Annotated in this window: 19 protein-coding genes; 11 read left to right on the forward strand and 8 right to left on the reverse strand. The window is 68.9% G+C overall.

Annotation, left to right across the window (positions count from 1 at the left end; translation table 11 throughout):
- Nucleotides 1-3: 3 nt before the first annotated feature.
- Nucleotides 4-1,227, reverse strand: coding sequence for an ISL3 family transposase (locus G582_RS0111225; protein ID WP_083961090.1), 1,224 nt, complete (start codon nucleotides 1,225-1,227; stop codon nucleotides 4-6).
- On the opposite strand from G582_RS0111225, the gene G582_RS18220 reads away from it, so the two are divergent.
- Nucleotides 1,213-1,380 (forward strand): hypothetical protein, encoded by a 168-nt coding sequence (locus G582_RS18220; protein ID WP_169380624.1) that lies wholly within the window; start codon nucleotides 1,213-1,215, stop codon nucleotides 1,378-1,380. The two genes, G582_RS0111225 and G582_RS18220, sit on opposite strands and share 15 nt — an antisense overlap.
- A gap of 22 nt (nucleotides 1,381-1,402) precedes the next feature.
- Here the strand turns inward: G582_RS18220 and ccmB are convergent, their stop codons facing one another.
- The gene (ccmB, locus tag G582_RS0111230) at nucleotides 1,403-2,074 is read right to left on the reverse strand and encodes a heme exporter protein CcmB (RefSeq protein WP_028839913.1); all 672 of its coding nucleotides are present in this window, start codon (nucleotides 2,072-2,074) and stop codon (nucleotides 1,403-1,405) included.
- Nucleotides 2,071-2,718: a heme ABC exporter ATP-binding protein CcmA gene (ccmA, locus tag G582_RS0111235; RefSeq protein WP_028839914.1), complete on the reverse strand. Its 648-nt coding sequence runs from the start codon at nucleotides 2,716-2,718 to the stop codon at nucleotides 2,071-2,073. The genes ccmB and ccmA overlap by 4 nt, the downstream gene beginning before the upstream one ends.
- A gap of 115 nt (nucleotides 2,719-2,833) precedes the next feature.
- On the opposite strand from ccmA, the gene G582_RS0111240 reads away from it, so the two are divergent.
- The 6 genes from G582_RS0111240 to tpx all read left to right on the forward strand — a co-directional run bounded on the left by G582_RS0111240 (nucleotide 2,834) and on the right by tpx (nucleotide 7,837).
- On the forward strand, nucleotides 2,834-3,982 hold the full coding sequence (locus G582_RS0111240) for a pyridoxal phosphate-dependent aminotransferase (RefSeq protein ID WP_028839915.1): 1,149 nt from the start codon (nucleotides 2,834-2,836) through the stop codon (nucleotides 3,980-3,982).
- A gap of 142 nt (nucleotides 3,983-4,124) precedes the next feature.
- Nucleotides 4,125-5,339 (forward strand): peptide-methionine (S)-S-oxide reductase MsrA, encoded by a 1,215-nt coding sequence (msrA, locus tag G582_RS0111245; protein ID WP_038053913.1) that lies wholly within the window; start codon nucleotides 4,125-4,127, stop codon nucleotides 5,337-5,339.
- A gap of 5 nt (nucleotides 5,340-5,344) precedes the next feature.
- A complete protein-coding gene (locus tag G582_RS0111250) occupies nucleotides 5,345-6,163 on the forward strand; it encodes an amidohydrolase (RefSeq protein ID WP_038053898.1) in 819 nt (272 codons plus the stop codon).
- Nucleotides 6,160-6,504, forward strand: a complete 345-nt coding sequence (lplB, locus tag G582_RS18225; RefSeq protein WP_248642771.1) for a lipoate-protein ligase small subunit — start codon at nucleotides 6,160-6,162, stop codon at nucleotides 6,502-6,504. Before G582_RS0111250 ends, lplB begins: the two co-directional genes overlap by 4 nt.
- Complete coding sequence (locus G582_RS0111260) at nucleotides 6,501-7,271, forward strand: lipoate--protein ligase family protein (RefSeq protein ID WP_028839919.1); 771 nt, start codon at nucleotides 6,501-6,503, stop codon at nucleotides 7,269-7,271. Before lplB ends, G582_RS0111260 begins: the two co-directional genes overlap by 4 nt.
- 65 nt (nucleotides 7,272-7,336) lie before the next feature.
- Entirely contained in the window at nucleotides 7,337-7,837 is a 501-nt protein-coding gene (gene tpx / locus G582_RS0111265; protein WP_028839920.1) for a thiol peroxidase, read from the forward strand.
- Nucleotides 7,838-7,948: 111 nt separating this feature from the next.
- On the opposite strand, the gene G582_RS0111270 is transcribed toward tpx, so the two are convergent.
- Complete coding sequence (locus G582_RS0111270; protein ID WP_028839921.1) at nucleotides 7,949-8,818, reverse strand: pirin family protein; 870 nt, start codon at nucleotides 8,816-8,818, stop codon at nucleotides 7,949-7,951.
- 124 nt (nucleotides 8,819-8,942) lie between these two features.
- Nucleotides 8,943-9,326 (reverse strand): hypothetical protein, encoded by a 384-nt coding sequence (locus G582_RS0111275; RefSeq protein ID WP_028839922.1) that lies wholly within the window; start codon nucleotides 9,324-9,326, stop codon nucleotides 8,943-8,945.
- Between the two features lie 144 nt (nucleotides 9,327-9,470).
- On the opposite strand from G582_RS0111275, the gene G582_RS0111280 reads away from it, so the two are divergent.
- Complete coding sequence (locus G582_RS0111280) at nucleotides 9,471-11,522, forward strand: GGDEF domain-containing protein (protein WP_169380626.1); 2,052 nt, start codon at nucleotides 9,471-9,473, stop codon at nucleotides 11,520-11,522.
- Between the two features lie 108 nt (nucleotides 11,523-11,630).
- Here G582_RS0111280 and G582_RS0111285 read toward each other — a convergent pair whose 3' ends face one another.
- The 3 genes from G582_RS0111285 to G582_RS0111295 are packed head-to-tail and all read right to left on the reverse strand — an operon-like array spanning nucleotide 11,631 to nucleotide 14,948.
- Nucleotides 11,631-13,283: a pseudouridine synthase gene (locus G582_RS0111285; protein WP_028839924.1), complete on the reverse strand. Its 1,653-nt coding sequence runs from the start codon at nucleotides 13,281-13,283 to the stop codon at nucleotides 11,631-11,633.
- Nucleotides 13,273-14,046: an SMC-Scp complex subunit ScpB gene (gene scpB, locus G582_RS16420; protein ID WP_425476551.1), complete on the reverse strand. Its 774-nt coding sequence runs from the start codon at nucleotides 14,044-14,046 to the stop codon at nucleotides 13,273-13,275. Before scpB ends, G582_RS0111285 begins: the two co-directional genes overlap by 11 nt.
- Nucleotides 14,043-14,948, reverse strand: coding sequence for a segregation and condensation protein A (locus G582_RS0111295; RefSeq protein WP_156880473.1), 906 nt, complete (start codon nucleotides 14,946-14,948; stop codon nucleotides 14,043-14,045). Before G582_RS0111295 ends, scpB begins: the two co-directional genes overlap by 4 nt.
- A 348-nt stretch (nucleotides 14,949-15,296) precedes the next feature.
- Here G582_RS0111295 and G582_RS0111300 point away from each other — a divergent pair, with 348 nt between their 5' ends.
- The 3 genes from G582_RS0111300 (at nucleotide 15,297) to smc (ending at nucleotide 19,539) form a co-directional block, all read left to right on the forward strand.
- Nucleotides 15,297-15,596, forward strand: a complete 300-nt coding sequence (locus G582_RS0111300) for a YciI family protein (RefSeq protein WP_028839926.1) — start codon at nucleotides 15,297-15,299, stop codon at nucleotides 15,594-15,596.
- A 71-nt stretch (nucleotides 15,597-15,667) separates the two neighbouring features.
- On the forward strand, nucleotides 15,668-15,904 hold the full coding sequence (locus G582_RS0111305) for a BolA family protein (RefSeq protein WP_051247187.1): 237 nt from the start codon (nucleotides 15,668-15,670) through the stop codon (nucleotides 15,902-15,904).
- Between the two features lie 131 nt (nucleotides 15,905-16,035).
- The gene (gene smc / locus G582_RS0111310) at nucleotides 16,036-19,539 is read left to right on the forward strand and encodes a chromosome segregation protein SMC (protein ID WP_028839928.1); all 3,504 of its coding nucleotides are present in this window, start codon (nucleotides 16,036-16,038) and stop codon (nucleotides 19,537-19,539) included.
- Nucleotides 19,540-19,549: the final 10 nt, after the last annotated feature.

Genomic DNA, 19,549 nt, shown 5'->3' on the forward strand with positions numbered 1-19,549 from the left:
GGTTCATCTCCCAACTCCGGGGAATGCGGCGCGGATCTTGAGGAAGAAGTAGGTGTCATCGCGATAGCCGTAGGCCATACGCTTGATGACCTTGATGCGGTTGTTGATGCCTTCGACGATGCCCGTGTGCATCGGCCAGCGGACCCGGCTGAGGATGCCGCGCCAGTAGGGACGCAGACACTTGGCGAAGTGCATCAGGGCCGGGATGCCGCTTGCCCGGGCGTGACGCAGCCACTGCGTCCACGCGCCCCTCCATGCCCATGCGGTCGGTACCGACCATAGCGCCTTGAGCTGTTCTTTCATCACGTAGACCGTCATTAGCGACTGGTTGGCGGCTAGCACCTCGTCCAATCGCACCTGTTCGCTCGTTCTGAGCTTTTCCGGGTTGTGCAGCAGGAGCCAGTGCGCCCGTTTGACCACCTTGCGAGCCGGCTTGTCGTGGCGCAACTGGTTGGCCGCATCCACCCGCACGCGCCCGATCACTTCCCTGCCGTACTTCGCGATGACGTGGAACAGGTCGTAGACCACCCGGGCGTTCAGGCAGTGCTGGCGCACCTCCAGGTCGTAGGCCGTGTTCATGTCCATGGCCACGGCCTCGATGCGTGCGCAGCGGGCAGCGCCGAGCAGTTCAAAGAACGGCCTGATCTCAGCCCGCGAACGGCCGCGCCCCACCCACAGCACCCGCTTGCGCTCCACATCGACCACCACGGTGGCGTAGCGGTGGCCCTTCTGGATTGCGAACTCGTCCATCGCCAGCCGGCGAATGCCGTCCAGGTCCACCGGCCCCAAGCTGCGCTCCAGCGCCCGGAAGTCGATGGTCTTGGCGGTCTTCCAGTCGATGCCATGCCAACGTGCGGCATGCAGCACCGAGGTCACCGCGCACAGGCGGGCGACACTGTCGGCCAGGCGGCGCGTCACCCGGCAGTGGGGATCCAGCCATGCAAGGTGCTCCAGCCGCGGGCCGCAGCGAGGGCAAGCCAGTCGCAGGCGCTCGACGCGCAGCTCGACCGGGGTCCCGAACACCGGCAGATCGCGTATCCGACGCGGCGTGCGGTCGTGGATCGTCGCAACGACCTCACCACAGCCGCTGCAGCGGCGAGATTCGCCAGATGCCGGACTCAGCTCCAGCACCAGCCAACGGTGCTCTCCGCGCTGCTCGTGCCGCCAGTCCTCAACCCGATACCCCTCCCAGCCGCCCAGCTGGGAAATACAATGACCCTCGGCCACGGCCGGCCCCAGTTTGTTGCCTTAGACATCAGCAAGTCTGCCCGGTCGGCCGTGCGCCTCTCCCCTCAGTTGGGAGAAGAACCCAAAAAAATGGGGCTGGCCGCGACGGCCAGGCGCGTCATTGTCATCCCTGATCCGTTAAAAGAACATTGATCCATCTCAAGCGCACGCTGCTTCATGAATGGGCGATTCGCAGCGCCGCGGCCGCAGTCACCGGCGCCAGCGCCAGCGCCAGCGCCAGCCCGGCACCCAGCAGCAGCAGCGCGCCGACGGGGTCGAAGCCCTGCGCGTGCGCAGCCACCGCGCCGGCGCCGAACACCAGCACCGGCACGTACAGCGGCAGCGCTAGCAGCGCGACCAGGATGCCGGCGCGGCGCATGCCCACGGTCAGCGCGGCGACCACTGCCCCCAGCAGGCTCAGGATCGGCGTGCCCAGCAGCAGCGACAGCATCAGCACCGGCAGCTGCGCATGCGGCAGGTGCAGCAACTCGCCGAGCAGCGGCACTGCCAGAATCAGCGGCAGCGCGGTGGTGGCCCAGTGCATCAGGGTGCGCACCAGCACCAGCCACCACAGCGGCACCGGCGCCAGCATCCACTGTTCCAGCGAACCGTCCTCGGCATCGCCGCGGAACAGGTTGTCCAGCGCCAGCAGCCCCGCCAGCAGTGCCGCCAGCCACAGCACCGCCGCCGCCACCGGCGCCAGCGACTTGGCGTCGCCGCCGAGGGCCAGCGCGAACAGCACCACGGTCAGCAGCGCGAACAACGCCGGCTGCAGGGCGTCGCCGCGGCGCGCCCACAGCAGCTGCAGGTCACGGGTCATCAGCGCCCGCGCGGCCTGCCACATCATGCCACCGGCCTCTTCAGTTCCAGCAGGCGGGTGCGCACCGGCGGCGCGGCGTAGGCGCCGTGGGTGGTGATCAGCGCCGCGCCGCCTTCGCGCAGATGCGCTTCCACCATCCGGTTGACCAGCTGGATGCCGTCCAGATCGAGGTTGGCGTAGGGCTCGTCCAGCAGCCACAGCGGCGCCGGCGACAGCCACTGCCGGGCCAGCCCGAGGCGCTTCTTCTGCCCGGCCGAGAGGGTGCGCAGTGGCGCATCCTCGAAACCGCCGAGCCCGACGATGGCCATTGCCGCTTCCGGCGTCTGCCGGACGCGCCGGCCGTGCAGCCCGCACAGGTATTCCAGGTTGCGCAGCGCCGACAGGTCGGCCTTCAGGCCCGGCAGGTGCCCCAGGTAGGCGATGTGACGCGCGCGCGACGCGGGCCGTGCGGGCAGGCCGTCGATCTCCACGCTGCCAGCCTCGGCGCGCAGCAGGCCGGCCAGCACGCGCAGCAGGGTGGTCTTGCCGGCGCCGTTGCCGCCCTGCACCAGCAGCGCCTCGCCGGCATCGACGGAAAAATCCAGCGGCCCGAACACCGGCGTCTCGTCGCGCGAGAACGCCAGCCCGTGCGCGGCGAGCAGGGGTCGGGAAGGCGTGCGGGAATCGGGCATGGGCCGCCGATTCTACCGGCCCGCTCCGACGCGCGCCCACCGTCCTGCGCCTGCCTGCGCATCCGCCTGCGCGTGGATTCCGTACACTGGAATGCCCGCTGCAAACGGCATCGCCATGCGTCCAGACACCAAACTGCCGAAGGTCGGCACCACCATCTTCACCGTGATGTCGCAGCTGGCGGCCGAGCACGGTGCGGTCAACCTCGGCCAGGGCTTCCCGGATTTCCCGGTGCCGCCGCGGCTGGTGGACGCGCTGACCCGCGCGATGCAGGCCGGCCACAACCAGTACGCGCCGATGACCGGGATCCCGGCGCTGCGCCAGGCCATCGCCGCCAAGACCGAGCGCTGCTACGGCTGGCGCCCCGATGCCGACACCGAAATCACCGTCACCAGCGGTGCCACCGAGGCGATCTTCAACGCCATCCACGCGGTGGTGCGCGCCGGCGAGGAGGTCATCGTCCTCGACCCCTGCTACGACTGCTACGAGCCGGCCATCGAGCTGGCCGGCGCCACCGCGGTGCACGTGCCGCTGGACCCGGCAACCTTCGCCCCCGACTGGGACGCGGTGCGCGCGGCGATCACGCCGAAGACGCGCATGCTGATGGTCAACAGCCCCCACAACCCGTCCGGCGCGATGTTCACCGCCGCCGACATGCAGGCGCTGCAGGACATCCTGCGCGGCACCGACATCGTGCTGCTCAGCGACGAGGTCTACGAGCACATCGTGTTCGACGGCGCCCGCCACGAATCCGCGCTGCTCTACCCGGACCTGCGCGAGCGCAGCTTCGTGATCTCCAGCTTCGGCAAGACCTACCACTGCACCGGCTGGAAGCTGGGCTACGCGATCGCGCCGCCGGCGCTGTCGGCGGAGTTCCGCAAGGTCCACCAGTACAACGTGTTTTGCAGCTTCACGCCGTCGCAACATGCTTTCGCCGAAATGATCATGCAGGAGCCGGAACACCACGAGCAGCTCGGCGCGTTCTACCAGGACAAGCGCGACCGCTTCCGCGCGCAGCTGGCCGCAACCCGGCTCAAGCCGCTGCCGGTGCCGGGCGGGTATTTCCAGCTGGTGGACTATTCGGCCGTCAGCGACCTGCCGGACCTGGAGTTCGCGCGCTGGCTGACCGTGGAGCACGGGGTCACCGGGATCCCGCTATCGCCGTTCTACGCCTCGGCACCGGCCGGCCAGCGCCTGTTGCGGCTGTGCTTTGCCAAGAACGAGGACACGGTGAACCGCGCCATCGAACGCTTGTCCAAGCTGTAGCACCCAACCACTGGAGGCCGTGATGCAGGCCGACAAGACCATCGCCCTGTTGTTCGCACTGCTGCTGACGGGCGCAGCGGCATTCTTGGGATGGCGGGCCTTGCAGGCCCGACCGGTCATGCCACGGACAGGAGCCGCCGCCATGGACACGCAACAGCTGCAGGACATCTATTTCGGCATGGGCTGCTTCTGGGGTGCGGAAAAGCGCCTGCGCGCGGTGCCGGGCGTGGCTGATGTCGAGGTGGGCTACGCCGGCGGCGATGCGCCCAAGGTGACCTACGAAGACGTGCTGCGCGAGGAGCGGCTGATCCGCGCCGGCCGCAGCCAGGCCCGCAACCACGCCGAGGTGGTGCGGGTGCGCTACGACCCGAAGCGCCTCGACCTGATGACTCTGCTGGTGGCGTTCTGGGAGAACCACGATCCCACCCAGGCCGACGGCCAGGGCAACGACATCGGCAGCAACTACCGCAGCGCGATCTATTTCACCAGCGAGGCGCAGAAGATCCTGGCCGAACAGAGCCGCGATCTCTACCAGAAGAACCTCACGCGCGCCGGCCACGGCCGGATCAGTACCGAGATCCTGCCGCTGCGCCACTACAGCCGCGCCGAGGAGAACCATCAGGATTACCTGCTGAAGAATCCCGACGGCTACTGCGGGCTGGGCGGCACCGGGGTGAAGTACGGCATCGATGCCGATGTCGTGACCACGCCGCCGCTGGATGGCAGCACGCTGCGTGATGATCGCCAGCTGGTGGTGTACGACGCCGAGGACTGCCCGTACTGCGAGAAGTTCGAGGCGCAGGTGCTGGCGGGCTGGAACGCGGACGTGCCGTTCGCCAAGACCCGTTCGCAGAAGGCGCCGAGCGGCTGGACGCTGGCCGGGCCGCTGCTGGGCACGCCGACCATCGTGCTGTTCCAGCAGGGCAGGGAAGTCACGCGGTTCACCGGCTATGCGGGCGATCCGAAGAAGTTCTGGCAGTGGCTGGGCTTCCACCTGCTCAGTCCCGAGCAGCGCCGCATTGCCTTCGAAGCCGGCACTGAACTGCCGGGCACCGGCGCGCACCTGTACGAGTCCCGCCCCGGCACCTATTTCGACCCGATCAGCGGGGCTGCGCTGTTCCGCAGCGACGCCAAGTTCGACAGCGCCTGCGGCTGGCCCAGCTTTTTCGAGCCCATGCAGGGCGCGCTGGAATTCCTGCAGGACGACAGCCACGGCATGCGCCGCGTCGAGGTACGCAGCACCAGTTCCGGCATCCACCTGGGCCATGTGTTCGACGACGGCCCGCCGCCCACCGGCAAGCGCTATTGCATCAACGGCAACGTGTTGAAATTCCTTCCCGATCCGCCCAAGGCATGACACTCATGGATGACTCCGCCCCCCAGTCCGACCTGCGCGTCTCCATCGTGCAGGGCGAGACCCGCTGGCACGACCCCGCGGGCAACCGCGAGTACTACGCCGGGCTGATCGCACCGTTGCACGGCACCACCGATCTGGTCGTCCTGCCGGAAACCTTCACCAGCGGCTTTTCCAACGACGCGGTGAGTGCCGCGGAAGACATGCAAGGCACCACCGTGGCGTGGATGCTGGAGCAGGCCGACCGGCTGGACGCCGCCGTTACCGGCAGCGTGCAGCTGCGCGACGGCGACGGCGTCTACAACCGCATGCTGTTCGCCGCGCCGGGTGGCGGGCTGGCCCACTACGACAAGCGTCACCTGTTCTCCTTCGCCAACGAGCATGAACGCTACGCCGCCGGCGACCGCCGGGTGATCGTGGAATGGAAGGGTTGGCATATCCTGCTGCAGGTCTGCTACGACCTGCGTTTCCCGGTGTTCTCGCGCAATCGTTTCGACGCGGCCCGTCCCGGCCTGCCGGACTACGACCTCGCGCTGTACGTCGCCAACTGGCCGTCGGTGCGCAGTCATGCGTGGAAGACCCTGCTGCGCGCGCGCGCGATCGAGAACGTCAGCTACGTGGTCGGCGTCAACCGGGTCGGCATCGACGGCAACGGCCTGCACTACAGCGGCGACAGCGCGGTGATCGACTTCCTCGGCCAGCCGGTCAGCGAGTGCATGGATACCGAAGTGGTGGTCACCACCACCCTGCAGGCGGCGGAACTGCAGGCGCATCGTGAGCGCTTCCCGGCGCTGCGCGATGCGGATGCCTTCAACCTCGAGGCGTGATCGAGGTCATGGCGGCAACCGCGATGCCAGCCGACAATGCCGGCATGCAGGGACATGGCGAATACAAGATGCCGGGCGGCAAACTGGTGGTGGCCGACGTGGCCATCGAACACGGCCGGCTGGCGCAGGTGGCGCTGAGCGGGGACTTCTTCCTCGAACCCGACGAAGCGCTGGACGCGATCAATGCGGCGCTGGCCGGGCAGGGCGCCGATGCCGATGTGGACGTGCTTGCGGCGGTGGTGCAGGCAGCGCTGCCGGCGCAGGTGCGGATGTACGGGATCAGCGCCGACGCGGTTGCGGTCGCGGTGCGGCGCGCCATCGACGCGGCGGAGGCGGCATGAGCGCCTGGCGTGCATTCGACTGGCAGCTGGTCCACGCCGGGCCGCAGTCGCCGGCGCTGCACATGGCGCTGGACGAGGTCATCACCGACGAGGTGGCGGCCGGCCGCCGGGCCCCCACCCTGCGGGTCTGGGAATGGGCATCGCCGGCGGTGGTGATCGGGCGCTTCCAGTCGCTGCGCAACGAGGTCGATCCCGACGGCGCGGCCCGCCATGACATCGAGGTGGTGCGACGGATCACCGGCGGCGGCGCGATGTTCATCGAGCCGGGCAATACCATCACCTATTCGCTGTCGGCGCCGGAGTCTTTGGTGGCCGGGATGTCGTTCGAGCAGTCCTACGCGTTCATGGACGCGTGGGTGCTGGAGGCGCTGCGCACGCTGGGCATCGAGGCCTGGTACCAGCCGCTCAACGACATCGCCTCGAAGGCCGGCAAGATCGCCGGCGCCGCGCAGATGCGCCGCGGCAAGGCGGTGCTGCACCACGTGACCATGGCCTACGACATCGATGCCGACAAGATGCTGCAGGTGCTGCGGATCGGCCGCGAGAAACTGTCCGACAAGGCCACCCAGAGCGCCAACAAGCGGGTCGACCCGCTGCGCAGCCAGACCGGGCTGGCCCGCGCGGAAGTCATCGCGCGGATGATCGACACCTTCCGCGAGGCGCACGGACTGTCCGACGACGCCGTCCGCCCGAATGAGCTTGCGCGGGCCGAGGCGCTGGTGCTGGAGAAGTTCGCCACCCCCGCATGGACGGCCGTGGTGCCGTGACGGCAGGCTTACGTCTGCCGCCCTAGCATGGGTGTCCCATTCATCGTTCCGTTCAGGAGTTCCACATGTCCAGCGTCACCCTCAAGGGCAATCCCGTTAGCGTCGGCGGCCAGCTTCCGCAGATCGGCGACCAGGCACCGGCGTTCCGTCTGGTCGGCGTCGACCTGTCCGACCGCGCGCTGGCGGACTTTGCCGGCAAGCGCAAGATCCTCAACATCTTCCCCAGCATCGATACCGGCGTCTGCGCGGCCTCGGTGCGCCACTTCAACCAGGACGCCGCCGGGCTGGCCAACACTGCCGTGCTGTGCATTTCGGCCGACCTGCCGTTCGCCCAGCAGCGCTTCTGCGGCGCCGAAGGCCTGGACAACGTCACCATGCTCTCGACCATGCGCGGGCACGAGTTCCTGCGCGACTATGGCGTGGCGCTGGAAGACGGCCCGCTGGCCGGCGTGGCCGCGCGCGCGGTGGTGGTGCTGGATGACCACGACAAGGTGCTGTACACCCAGCTGGTGCCGGAAATCACCGAAGAGCCGGACTACGCCGCCGCCCTCGCTGCGCTGGGTTGACGGCAGCTCGCCCGCTGGGGCGGGCGCGTTTTCCTGACGGTTCCCGTCGCTGGCGTCCCTGTTGCAGGGACGCCAGTTCCGTTTGGAGCGTGTGCGGAGCTTGCGGCCGGCTTATCCGGCCATGCGCCCGAACTTGCCGCTGTTGAAGTCGGCGATCGCCTGGATGATCTCCTGCTGGCTGTTCATCACGAACGGGCCGTGACCCACCACCGGCTCGTCGATCGGCTCGCCGGCCAGCAGCAACAGCTTCGCCGCGCCGCTGGTCTCGATTTCCACTCCGCTGCCGGCGGTGGCCAGGGTGGCCATCTGCGCGGCGCGCACGATGGCTTCGCCATTCACCTGCACGGTGCCGTCCAGCACCACCAGCAGGGTGGTCCAGCCTGCCGGCTGCGGCAGCGACACGCGCTGGCCGGCGGCCAGCCGCAGATCCCAGACGTTCATCGGGGTGAAGGTGTGCGCCGGCCCGCGCTGGCCGGCGTACTCGCCGGCGATCAACCGGAGCGTGCTGGCCTCGCCCGGCAGGGCGATGGCGGGGATCTGCGCGTCCAGGATGCCCTGGTAGCCGGGCGGCGCCAGCTTGTCCTTGGCCGGCAGGTTGACCCACAGCTGCACCATTTCGAACGGCCCGCCCGCGGCCGCGTAGGCCGGCGAGTGGAATTCCTCGTGCAGGATGCCGCCGGCAGCAGTCATCCACTGCACGTCGCCCTTGCCGATGATGCCGCCGTTGCCGGTGGAATCGCGGTGTTCCACCTCGCCTTCGTAGACGATGGTGACGGTCTCGAATCCGCGGTGCGGGTGCTGGCCGACGCCGCGCCGTTCCGTGGTCGGCTCGAACCGGAACGGTGCGGCGTAATCCAGCATCAGGAACGGGCTGCGCTCGGCCACCCCGGGGCCGCTGTAGCCGAACATGCCGTGCACGGGAAACCCGTTGCCGACCGAGTGTCGACCGGGCGCACCGGCGACTTCGAGGACCTTCTTCATGGCTTTGCTCCAATGCGGGCCGGCGCGATGCCGGTTGCCTTGGGTGTCATGATGGATTGTCTGAAAATTGCGTTCAATCCGGTATAAAACTACGGATTGTTCTATTTTTGCCGCATTCGCTCCGCTACTTGTCGAAGCTGATTTCCAGCGAAGCGTGGAATGGGGCTTTCGGCGGCGCCACCAGCGTCCGGCCGCGCACATAGCGTTGCAGGCAGATCGCCAGTGGCGAGCCGCCCTGCCGCCAGGTCTGCTGCACCCGGCCCTGTGCATCCAGCTGCATCACCACCACGAACGGCGTGAGGTCGCCGCGCAGATCGAAGCGATTGCATTCGGCCACCCCGGCATCCAGCAGCGCTGCCTGCGCCGCCAGCAGTCTTTCCTTGGCGGGGCCGGTCACCGCGGCCTCGTCGGCATCGGCCAGGCGCTTGGCTTCGCTATAGTCCATGGCCGTGGTGGTTGCTGCCTGCGGGGCGGCGAACAGAAGCAGTAGCGACAGGACAACGTGCATGGAGGCCTCCGTGATGATGCTGCGAGCTTACGCGGGTCATGGGCCGGGCGGACGGGTTGCGGTTTTTGCCGAAGGAGTCGCATCGCGGCGATGCGCGGTGGAGTACAACAATCGCATGGGGAGCATGGGGAGCATGGGGTGTCGATGAAGTCTGGACTACGGCTGGTCGCCGGATTGCTGCTGTGCATGCTGTCGTCGCTGGCCGCGGCGCAGGCGCGCATGGACGACGTGCTGAAGGATTTTCGCGAGCATGGTTATCCGTCAGTGGCGGCGGCGATCCAGCGCCTGCAGTCGGTCGAGGACGTGCCCGGCCAGGACGCGCCGCTGGCGCGCCGCGCCGCTTATCACGGCGTATTGCTGGACCTGTCCAGGGGCGGCCGGCATCCGCAGGTGCATCGCTCCAGCGCCGCTGCGCTGCAACTGATGGCAGACAAGGAAGGCTGCGTGCGCTGCAGGTTCGACCTGGCCTTGTCGGCGTTCCGCGAGGGAGTCATCAACAAGGCAGCGCGCGCGGATGCCGAAGCACGACTGGCGGAGATGGAGATCTTGCAGCGACAGCTGGATTCGCGGGACGCTTTGCGGAAGCTGCTGGCGGCGCAGGCCGAACTGGACAGGCGGAAGGGCAACTACAACGATGCAATCGCCCTGCTGGTCCGCGCCAGCGAGCTGGCCAAGCTGGAAGGCCGCAACGCGGCGCAGGTGGAATACCTGGGCCTGATGGCCGCGCTGAATGCGGATCGTGGCGATCCCAAGCGCGCGATCCAGATGGGGAACGAGGCCTACCGGCTGGCGGAAGAGATTGGCTATCTGGTGGAGCGGCCCACCATTCTGCTCGACCTGGGCCACGCCTATTCGCTTGCCGGGGAACGCACGAAGCAGCGCGCTGCGCTGGAAAAGGCATTGGCGCTGGTGGGTGACGACCCGGACCTGTTGCGAGACAGGATCATCATCCTCAACAACCTGGCCGATTTCTGGCTGTCGCAGCCCGGCGGCTACGCGCAGACGCTGCGGTATGCGCGGCAGGCACTGGCCCTGGCGCGGGAGCAGGGACTGCAGCGGGAAATGATCGCGCCGCTGGCCAACATCGGCATCGCACTGGCGGGGATGGGAGACGTGGACCGGGGCGTGGCCGTGCTGCGTGAATCCGTGGAGCTGTCCAAACAGGCCGACATCGAGGTCTACACGCTGGGCATCACCCAGGAACTGGTGCGGGTGCTGCGCGAGGCCGGGCGGTATGAAGAAGCGCTGGATGCCCTGCAGACGATCACCGAGCTGCAGGAAAAGCGCGCGGTTCAGGCGCGCGAGACCGCAGTGCTGGAGCTGCAGGAAAAATACTCTGCCCAGCGCAAGGCCGACGAGATCGAGAAGCTCGCTGCCCAGAACACGGCCAAACAGAGCCAGCTGGAGGCAGAGAGCTGGAAGCAGCGCCTGTGGATCGCGCTGGCGGTGATTCTGGGGCTGGTGTTGCTGGGATCCTGGCAATCGATCAAGCGCGCGCGGCTGGCAAACCGCAAGCTGACCCATGTCAATGCCGCGCTGGCCCTGCAGTCGGCTACCGATGCGTTGACCGGCGCATTCAACCGCCGACACACCCAGGCCATGCTGGACGGGCTGCAGCAGCAGATGGAGCAGGCGACCAGTGGGCAAAGCATCGGCCTGATGCTGCTGGATCTGGATCTGTTCAAGCGGATCAACGACACCCGCGGGCACGCGGCAGGCGACGCGGTGCTGGTGGAAACGGTCAGGCGCCTGCAGGCGAAGCTGCGCCAGAACGACGTGGTGGCTCGTTGGGGCGGCGAAGAGTTCGTGCTGGTGCTGCCCACCACCCCGGCCGCGGCGCTGCCGCTGGTGGCGAAAAAGGTGCTGGATGCGATCGGCGGCGATCCGGTCATGTTCGAGGGGCAGGCGATTCCGGTCAGCGTGTCGCTGGGCGTGGTCGCCTATCCGATGATGCCGGGACAGTCGTGGGCGGCTGCGCTTGGGCTCGCGGATTCCGCGCTGTATCTGGCCAAGGCCAGCGGCCGCAATCAGGCGATTTGCCTGACCCGGGTCGAGGTTGATGCCGCCTGCAGCGAAGCCGATCTGGCGCGACTGCGCGAGGCGGCGCAGGCCGAGTGGCAGATGGTCGAAGGGCCGGTGCAGCCGCTCCATGGCGGCGGGCCCGAACACCGGGACGCGCCGCCGACGCAGGGCTGACGTCGAAGCTGCCTGCGGTGCGTCAGCGCGCAGGCTTCGCCTTGCTGAAACCATCACGCCCGCAGCTGCGGGCGTGATGGCATGACTTCGACTGGAAAACGCTGCGGCTTACTTGCTGCCGCCGCGCGGGCCGCGGTTGCCGCCGGCCGGACGCGGGCCGCGCGGGCCGCGCGGGCCATTGCCGGGGCCATTGCGGTTGCCGCCCGGGCGCGGGCCGCCCGGACGCGGGCCACGCGGGCCACGGGCGTCACCGTGGCCGCTGCCACCGTACGGGTTGAAGCCGCCGCCGTGGGCATGGTCGGACGGAAAGTGCGGGGCGTTGCCCGGATGGCCGTAAGGCTTGGGCGCGCGCTGCGGACGCGCTTCGCCGGCACCCGGGCCGCCTTCACGGCGCGGGCCGCGCTCACCGAACGGCTTGGGGCCGCGAGCGTCGCCGCCGAAGCCGGCACCGGGTCCGCGCGGCTTGCCGCCGCCGGGGCGGCCAGCGCCGCCGCTGCGTTCGCCGAACGGCTTGTCACCGAACTTCTTCGGGCCGCGCTGGCCGGGGTTGCGGTGGCCGGACGGGCCGGTGTCCACGCCATCCGGCACGAACCAGGTGCGCATCGCCGCCGGATTGTCGCCGCGCTGCTCGCCGGGCTTCATGCGCTGGCCGGGCTGGCGCGGGCCTTTCATCTTCAGGTGCTTGTCACGCTGCGCCGCGGCCATCTCGCCGCTGACGGTCAGGCCGCCGGGCTTGCGGGGGGCGCCGCGGCGACCGCGATCCTCGCGGAAGGCGTCGAAGCGGCGCAGTTCGCGGCCTTCGTCTGCGGTGGTGTGGCCGCCCACGTAGCCGTGGCCACGGGCGTTGCCGGTCACCACGGTCTTGCCAGCCTTGCGCTGGCCCAGCACCGGCATCAGCGTCAGCGCGGACGGCGCGCCGTCTTCCAGCCCCACCGCCTTGCGCAGCGCCTCGACCTCGGCCTGCGGCAGCTCCTGCGACTGTCCGCGCAGCAGCGGTTGCGGCAGGCGCACCTGGCCGTAGCGGATGCGCTTCAGGCGGCTGACCTGGCAGCCCTGCGATTCCCACAACCGGCGTACTTCGCGGTTGCGGCCTTCCTTCAACAGCACCCGGAACCAGTCGTGGCTGCTTTCCTGCGGGGCATTGGCGCCGGTCACGCGCTCGATCTCGTCGAACTTGGCCGGGCCGTCCTCCAGCGCAACGCCGCGGGCCAGCCGGTCCACCAGCTTGTCGGACACGCTTTCCTCGCCTTCCGGCGCGCGCACGCGGCAGACGTATTCGCGTTCCACCTCGTGGCTGGGATGCATCATCGCGTTGGCCAGCTCGCCGTCGGTGGTGAGCAGCAGCAGGCCGGTGGTGTTGATGTCGAGCCGGCCGATCGCGATCCAGCGCGCGCCCTTCAGCGAGGGCAGTGCGTCGAAGATGGTCGGGCGGCCTTCGGGGTCTTCGCGGGTGGTCACTTCGCCTTCCGGCTTGTTGTACATCAGCACGCGCGGCGGATCGGTCAGCGCGCTGGCCACGAAGGTGCGGCCGTCGATCTCGATCTTGTCGCCGCCGGTGATGCTCATTCCGGTCTGCGCGACCTCGCCGTTGACCTTGACCAGGCCCTCGGCGATGCGTGCTTCCAGCGCGCGGCGCGAGCCCAGGCCGGCCTGCGCCAGCACCTTGTGCAGGCGTTCGCTGATCTGCGGGGTGGCGGCGGTTTCGGTGGCGGCGCGCTTCAGGCTCAGCGGGCGGCGGGTCTTGGAATCTTCATTGCTCATGTGCTTGCTCCGACGATGCGCGGCTGTCAGCCGAGGGATTCGCGTCGTCTCCGTGTGGGTCTTGGTTGGGTTGGGGTTGTTCGGGCAGAGCGTGTACGGAAATGGGGTCCGAGACCATTTCCCCATCGCTGTCTTCGTTCGGGCTTGCTTGGCTGGAAATGTTCTCCGACCCCGTTTCCATCCCGGCCGGAATGGCCGGGGCAAACGGAAGCTGCGGTTCCAGCTCGCCGATCTCCTTAAGTTCCGACAGCGGCGGCAGTTCGTCCAGCCGCTTCAGTCCGAAGTAGTCCAGGAAGGTCTTGGTGGTGGCCAGCAGCTCGGGCTTGCCGGGCACGTCGCGATGGCCGACCACGCGGATCCACTCGCGTTCTTCCAGCGCCTTGATGATGCTGCTGTTCACGGTGACGCCGCGGATCTGTTCGATCTCGCCGCGGGTGATGGGCTGGCGATAGGCGATCAGCGCCAGCGTCTCCAGGGTGGCGCGGGTGTACTTGGTCTGCCGCTCGGTCCACAGCCGCGCCACCCACGGGTGCACGTCGGCCTGGATCTGGAAGCGCCAGCCGGAGGCGACTTCAACCAGCTCCACGCCGCGCCCGTCGCAGCCGGCCTGCAGCTCGCGCAGCGCGGTTTCCACGCTGTCCTCGGGCGCCGGTTCGTCCAGCGGGAACAGACCCTTCAGCTGGACCAGCGTCAGCGGCTGGTGTGAGGCCAGCAGTGCGGCCTCGACGACGCGGGTGACAAGGGATTGGTCGATTTCGGTCATGCATTCGGCCCGGTTGCGTCATCGAACTCGCTGGAAAGCTCGTCCAGCGCGGGCGCGTCTTCGCCCGTGGTCAGCGACTTCACGTAGATCGGCGCCAGCGGCCGACGTTCGCCTTGGCGAACGTCCACAGGCTCGTCCTGCACGATGTCGATCAGCTGTTCCTTGGCCAGGGTGAGCAGGCCGAGGAAGGTGACCACCACGCCCAGCTTGCCTTCCTCGACCGTGAACAGCGATTCGAAGCGGTGGAAGGCGCCGCCGGCCAGCCGCTCCAGCAGTTCGCCCATGCGCTGGCGCACGCTCAGCGCGTCGCGCTTGATCGCGTGCTGGGTGTACAGCTCGGCGCGCTTGAACACGTCGTGCAGGGCCAGCAGCATTTCCTTCAGTTCCACCGGCGGCGGCAGCCGCACCGCGGCGCGATCGGGCAGGTGGGCCGTGGCCACGCTGGTGTCGCGGTCCTGCCGCGGCAGGGTGTCCAGGTCCTCGGCGGCCTTCTTGTAGCGCTCGTACTCCTGCAGCCTGCGCACCAGGTCGGCGCGCGGATCGTCTTCCACGCCTTCCTCGCTGGGCGGCCGCGGCAGCAGCATGCGCGACTTGATCTCGGCCAGGATCGCGGCCATGACCAGGTATTCGGCAGCCAGCTCGAAGCGCATCTCGTGCATGGCCTGGATGTAGTCCACGTACTGCCGGGTGATCTCGGCGACGGGGATGTCAAGGATGTCCAGATTCTGCCGGCGGATCAGGTACAGCAGCAGGTCCAGGGGGCCTTCGAAGGCGTCGAGGATGACTTCCAGCGCGTCCGGCGGGATGTAGAGATCCTTCGGGATCTCCACCACCGGCTGTCCAAGCACCATCGCCAGCGGCATTTCCTGCTGCTGCGGCGCGGCCTGTTGTTCGGGGCGCATGCTCGGATTGTGGGCGGGGGCATCGGCCGCCGGGCCGCTGCTGGATTCGGATGTCATCTGGTTTGCGGCCCCCTCCGGGCCACAGCATGTGTCGATGGCCGTACCGGCCGGGTCACCTTGCGCCTGCAGCAATCCGCCACTGCGCGCATGCACCCGGCCAGCGGGCGGCATCGGAACGGGTGGCAGGAGGCCGGATCGGCGGGCGCGGGGCGGCGTGTGGGGCGCCGGATGGCCGCGCGGGCCGCGGGATCGGGCCTTAACACGATCGGCCAAGGGTACGGGCTGCCGCCGCGGCTGTCCACTGGCCGCCCCTACAATGGCGGCAACGGTTCATGGAGGGCGGATGCGATGTGGTACGTGATCGAGGGCTATGACGGACAGGACGTGCTGGCGCGGCGGCAGGCCGCGCGCCCGGAACACCTGGCACGCCTGCACGCGCTGCGCGACGAGGGCCGGCTGCTGCTGGCCGGTCCATGCCCGGCCATCGACGCCGAGGATCCGGGCCCGGCGGGCTTCTCCGGCAGCCTGGTGGTGGCCCGCTTCGATTCGCTGCAGGACGCCCGCGCCTGGGCCGATGCCGATCCCTACTGCGCCGCCGGCGTGTACGCGCGGGTGGACGTGCGCCCGTTCCGCAAGGTGCTGCCGTGAGCGGCGGCTGGAGCGAGGTCGACATTCCGCGCCTGAACCCGGCGCGGGTCGAGCGCATCCGCGAGCTGCTGATGCAGGCGCTGTCGCCGCTGTCGCTGGAGGTCAGCGACGACAGCCACAGGCACGCCGGCCATGCCGGCGCCCGCGGCGGGCAGGGCCATTTCGGCATCGATATCGTCAGCGCCGCCTTCGCCGGCAAGCTGCCGCTGGCCCGGCACCGGCTGGTCTACGCCGCGCTGGGCGAGATGATGCAGACCGACATCCACGCCCTGGCGATCCGCGCGCGAACCCCCGACGAGGCCGCGTAGCGCCGCTATACTCATCTGTCGGCATCTGCCTGCCGCAGAGTTTCCCTTAGATAAAACAATGGTTTAGGGGATCGATTCAGTCCAATTTTCCAGCGGCGCGGGTTCGCGCCGCCAAGGGTTCACCGACGCGCATGCGCCTGTCCACCATCAAGCTGTCCGGCTTCAAGTCCTTCGTCGATCCGACCACGCTGCACCTGCCGACCAACATGACCGGCATCGTCGGTCCGAACGGCTGCGGCAAGTCCAACATCATCGACGCGATCCGCTGGGTGATGGGCGAGAGCGCCGCCAGCCGCCTGCGCGGCGATTCGCTGACCGACGTGATCTTCTCCGGCAGTTCGGCGCGCAAACCGGTGTCGCAGGCCAGCGTGGAACTGGTGTTCGACAACAGCGACCACACCATCACCGGCGAATACGCGGCGTTCAACGAAATCTCGGTCAAGCGCACGGTCAGCCGCGACGGCCAGAGCGGCTACTACCTCAATGGCGGCAAGTGCCGTCGCCGCGACATCACCGACCTGTTCCTCGGCACCGGTCTGGGCCCGCGCAGCTACTCGATCATCGAGCAGGGCATGATCTCGCAGGTCATCGAGGCCAAGCCCGAAGAACTGCGCGTCTATCTGGAAGAGGCGGCCGGCATCTCCAAGTACAAGGAGCGGCGCAAGGAAACCGAGACCCGCATCCGCCACACCCGCGAGAACCTGGACCGCCTCAACGACCTCCGCGAGGAAGTCGGCAAGCAGCTGCAGCACCTGGCGCGGCAGGCCAAGCAGGCCGAGCAGTACACCGCGATCCAGGCCGAACGCAGGGTCAAGGACGCCGAATGGAAGGCGCTGGAGTTCCGCGCGCTGGACGCCCGCCTGCAGGGCCTGCGCGAAAAACTGGCGCGCGAGGAAACCCGGCTGGAGCAGCTGATCGCCGAGCAGCGCCACGCCGAAAGCGAGCTGGAAACCGGGCGGGAGCGCCGCGAAACCGCCAGTGATGCGCTCAATGCCGCGCAGGCCGCGGTCTACCAGGTCGGCAGCACGCTGGCGCGGGTGGAACAGCAGATCGCCCACCAGCGCGAACTGTCGGTGCGGTTGCAGCGCGCACGCGACGAGGCGCAGGCAGCGCTGGCCGAACTGGGCAGCCACATCAGCGGCGACCAGCAGAAGCTCGACGTATTGCGCGAGGCGCTGGCCGATGCCGAACCCCGGCTTGAGCTGCTGCAGGAAGAAGACCTGCTGCGCCAGGACGCCCTGCGCGAGGCGGAAACCCGGCTGGCCGACTGGCAGCAGCGCTGGGACACGCACAGCCGCGACCAGGCCGAAGCCGCGCGCGCCGGTGACGTCGAGCGCACCCGCATCGAACACCTGGACCGGCAGATCCTCGACGCCGACCGCCGCCGCCAGCAGCTGCGCGAGGAGCGCGCCGGGCTCGACCTCGACACCCTCAGCGATGCCTTCGAGCAGCTGCAGTTGCAGCACGAAACCCAGAAGGAATCGCTGGAGTCGCTGACCGGTGACGTGGAAACCCGCAAGCAGGCCAGCGGCGAGGTGCAGGAGCGCCAGCGCGCTGCCCAGTCGGAGCTGGCCGAACTGCGCAAGCAAGCGCAGGGCGCGCGCGGCCGCTTGTCTTCGCTGGAAACCCTGCAGGCGGCTGCGCTGGGGCAGGAAAAAGGCGCGGCCAAACAGTGGCTGGAAGCGCATGGCCTGAACGATGCCGCCCGCGTCGGCGAACGCCTGCAGGTCGAGGCCGGCTGGGAAAATGCGGTCGAAGCCGCGCTGGGTCAGCTGATCGAAGCGGTCATCGTGGAGGCGCCGGAGCAGCTGGTCGATGCGCTGGGCGAGCTCGGCGAAGGCCGGCTGGCGCTGGTCGCCGGCGCGGCCGAAGACGCCACCTATCCCGCCACCTCGCTGGCGGCGAAAGTGCAGGGCCCGCGCGCGATCCGTCGCCTGCTGGCGCGGCTGCACGCGGCCGACACCCTAGTCGATGCACGCGCGCTGCAGGCCACGCTGGGCGAGGGCGATTCGGTCATCACCCGTGGCGGCGAGCGGCTTGGCGACGGCTGGGTGCGCATCGCGCGTTCCGGCGCGGCCAAGCAGGGCGCGCTGCTGCGCGAGAAGGAAATCCAGAGCCTGCGCGGCGACATCGAACAGCACCAGCAGCGCGAACGCGAACTGGACGCCGCGCTGATCCGGCTGCGCGACGCCCATCTGGCGGCCGAGCAGCAGCGCGAGGACGCGCAGCGCCAGCTGTACATGGCGCATCGCAACGTATCGGAGCTCGCCGGCCAGCTGCAGAGCCAGCAGGGCCGGCTGGAGAACGCGCGCAACCGCATCGCCCGCATCGACGGTGAGCTGGCGCAGCTGGGCGAAGTGCTGGAGGCGAACAAGGAACAGGCCGCCGAGGCGCGCATCCGCATCGACGACGCGCTGGGCCGGATGGGCAATCTGGAGTCGGCCCGGCAGACCCTGGAAAACGAGCGTCGCTACCTCACCGACAAGCGCGAGGCGGCCCGCAGCGCTGCCCGCGAGGCGCGCGACGCCGCGCACGCACTGGCGCTGACGCTGGAATCGCAGCGCGTGCAGGCGGTGGCGCTGGCGCAGGCGCTGGAACGCATGGGCGGGCAGCGCGGGCAGCTGGATTCCAGGCTTGGCGACCTGGCCGCGCAGATGGCCGAAGGCGATGCGCCCGTGCAGGCGCTGGAAGCCGAGCGGCAGGCCGCACTGGAGGAGCGTGTGCGCGCCGATCGCGCGCTGGCGCAGGCGCGCTCGACGCTGGAAGGCATCGACGCCGAGCTGCGCCAGCACGAGCAGGTGCGCCAACAGCGCGACGCGCAGGCGCTGGCGCAGCGGGAGGCCATCGGCCAGCGTCGCCTCGACCAGCAGGCGCTGGCGCTGAAGGCCGAGCAGTTCACGGCGGCGGTGGTCGAAGCCGGCTTCGTCATGGACGAGGTGCTGAACACGCTGCCGGAAAACGCCGAGGCGGGCGCGTGGGAGCGCACGGTTGGCGAGCTGGACGGCAAGCTGCGTCGGCTGGAGCCGGTCAATCTGGCCGCCATCGCCGAACACGCAGAGGCCGCGCAGCGCAAGGAATACCTGGATGCGCAGGACGCCGACCTGACCTCTGCGCTGGATACGCTGGAAGAAGCGATCCGCAAGATCGACCGCGAAACCCGCGGCCGCTTCAAGGACACCTTCGACCGTGTCAACGCCGGCGTCCAGGAGCTGTACCCGCGGCTGTTCGGCGGCGGCCACGCCTACCTGGAGTTGACCGGCGAGGATCTGCTGGACACCGGCGTGACGATCATGGCGCGGCCGCCGGGCAAGCGCGTGTCCAACATCACCCTGCTGTCCGGTGGCGAAAAGGCGATGACCGCGGTGGCGCTGGTGTTCGCGATCTTCCGCCTCAACCCCGCGCCGTTCTGCCTGCTGGACGAGGTGGACGCGCCGCTGGACGAAGCCAACGTCGGCCGCTTCACCGCGATGGTCAGCGAGATGAGCGAGGCGGTACAGTTCCTGTTTGTCACCCACAACAAGGCGACGATGGAAGCCGCGCGGCAGCTTTCCGGCGTGACCATGCGCGAGCCGGGCGTGTCGCGCCTGGTGTCGGTCGACCTGGCCGAAGCCGCGCGCCTGGCCGGCGCCGCATGAACCGCTTTAT

The organism is Thermomonas fusca DSM 15424 (genome assembly GCF_000423885.1).
GTDB lineage: Bacteria > Pseudomonadota > Gammaproteobacteria > Xanthomonadales > Xanthomonadaceae > Thermomonas > Thermomonas fusca.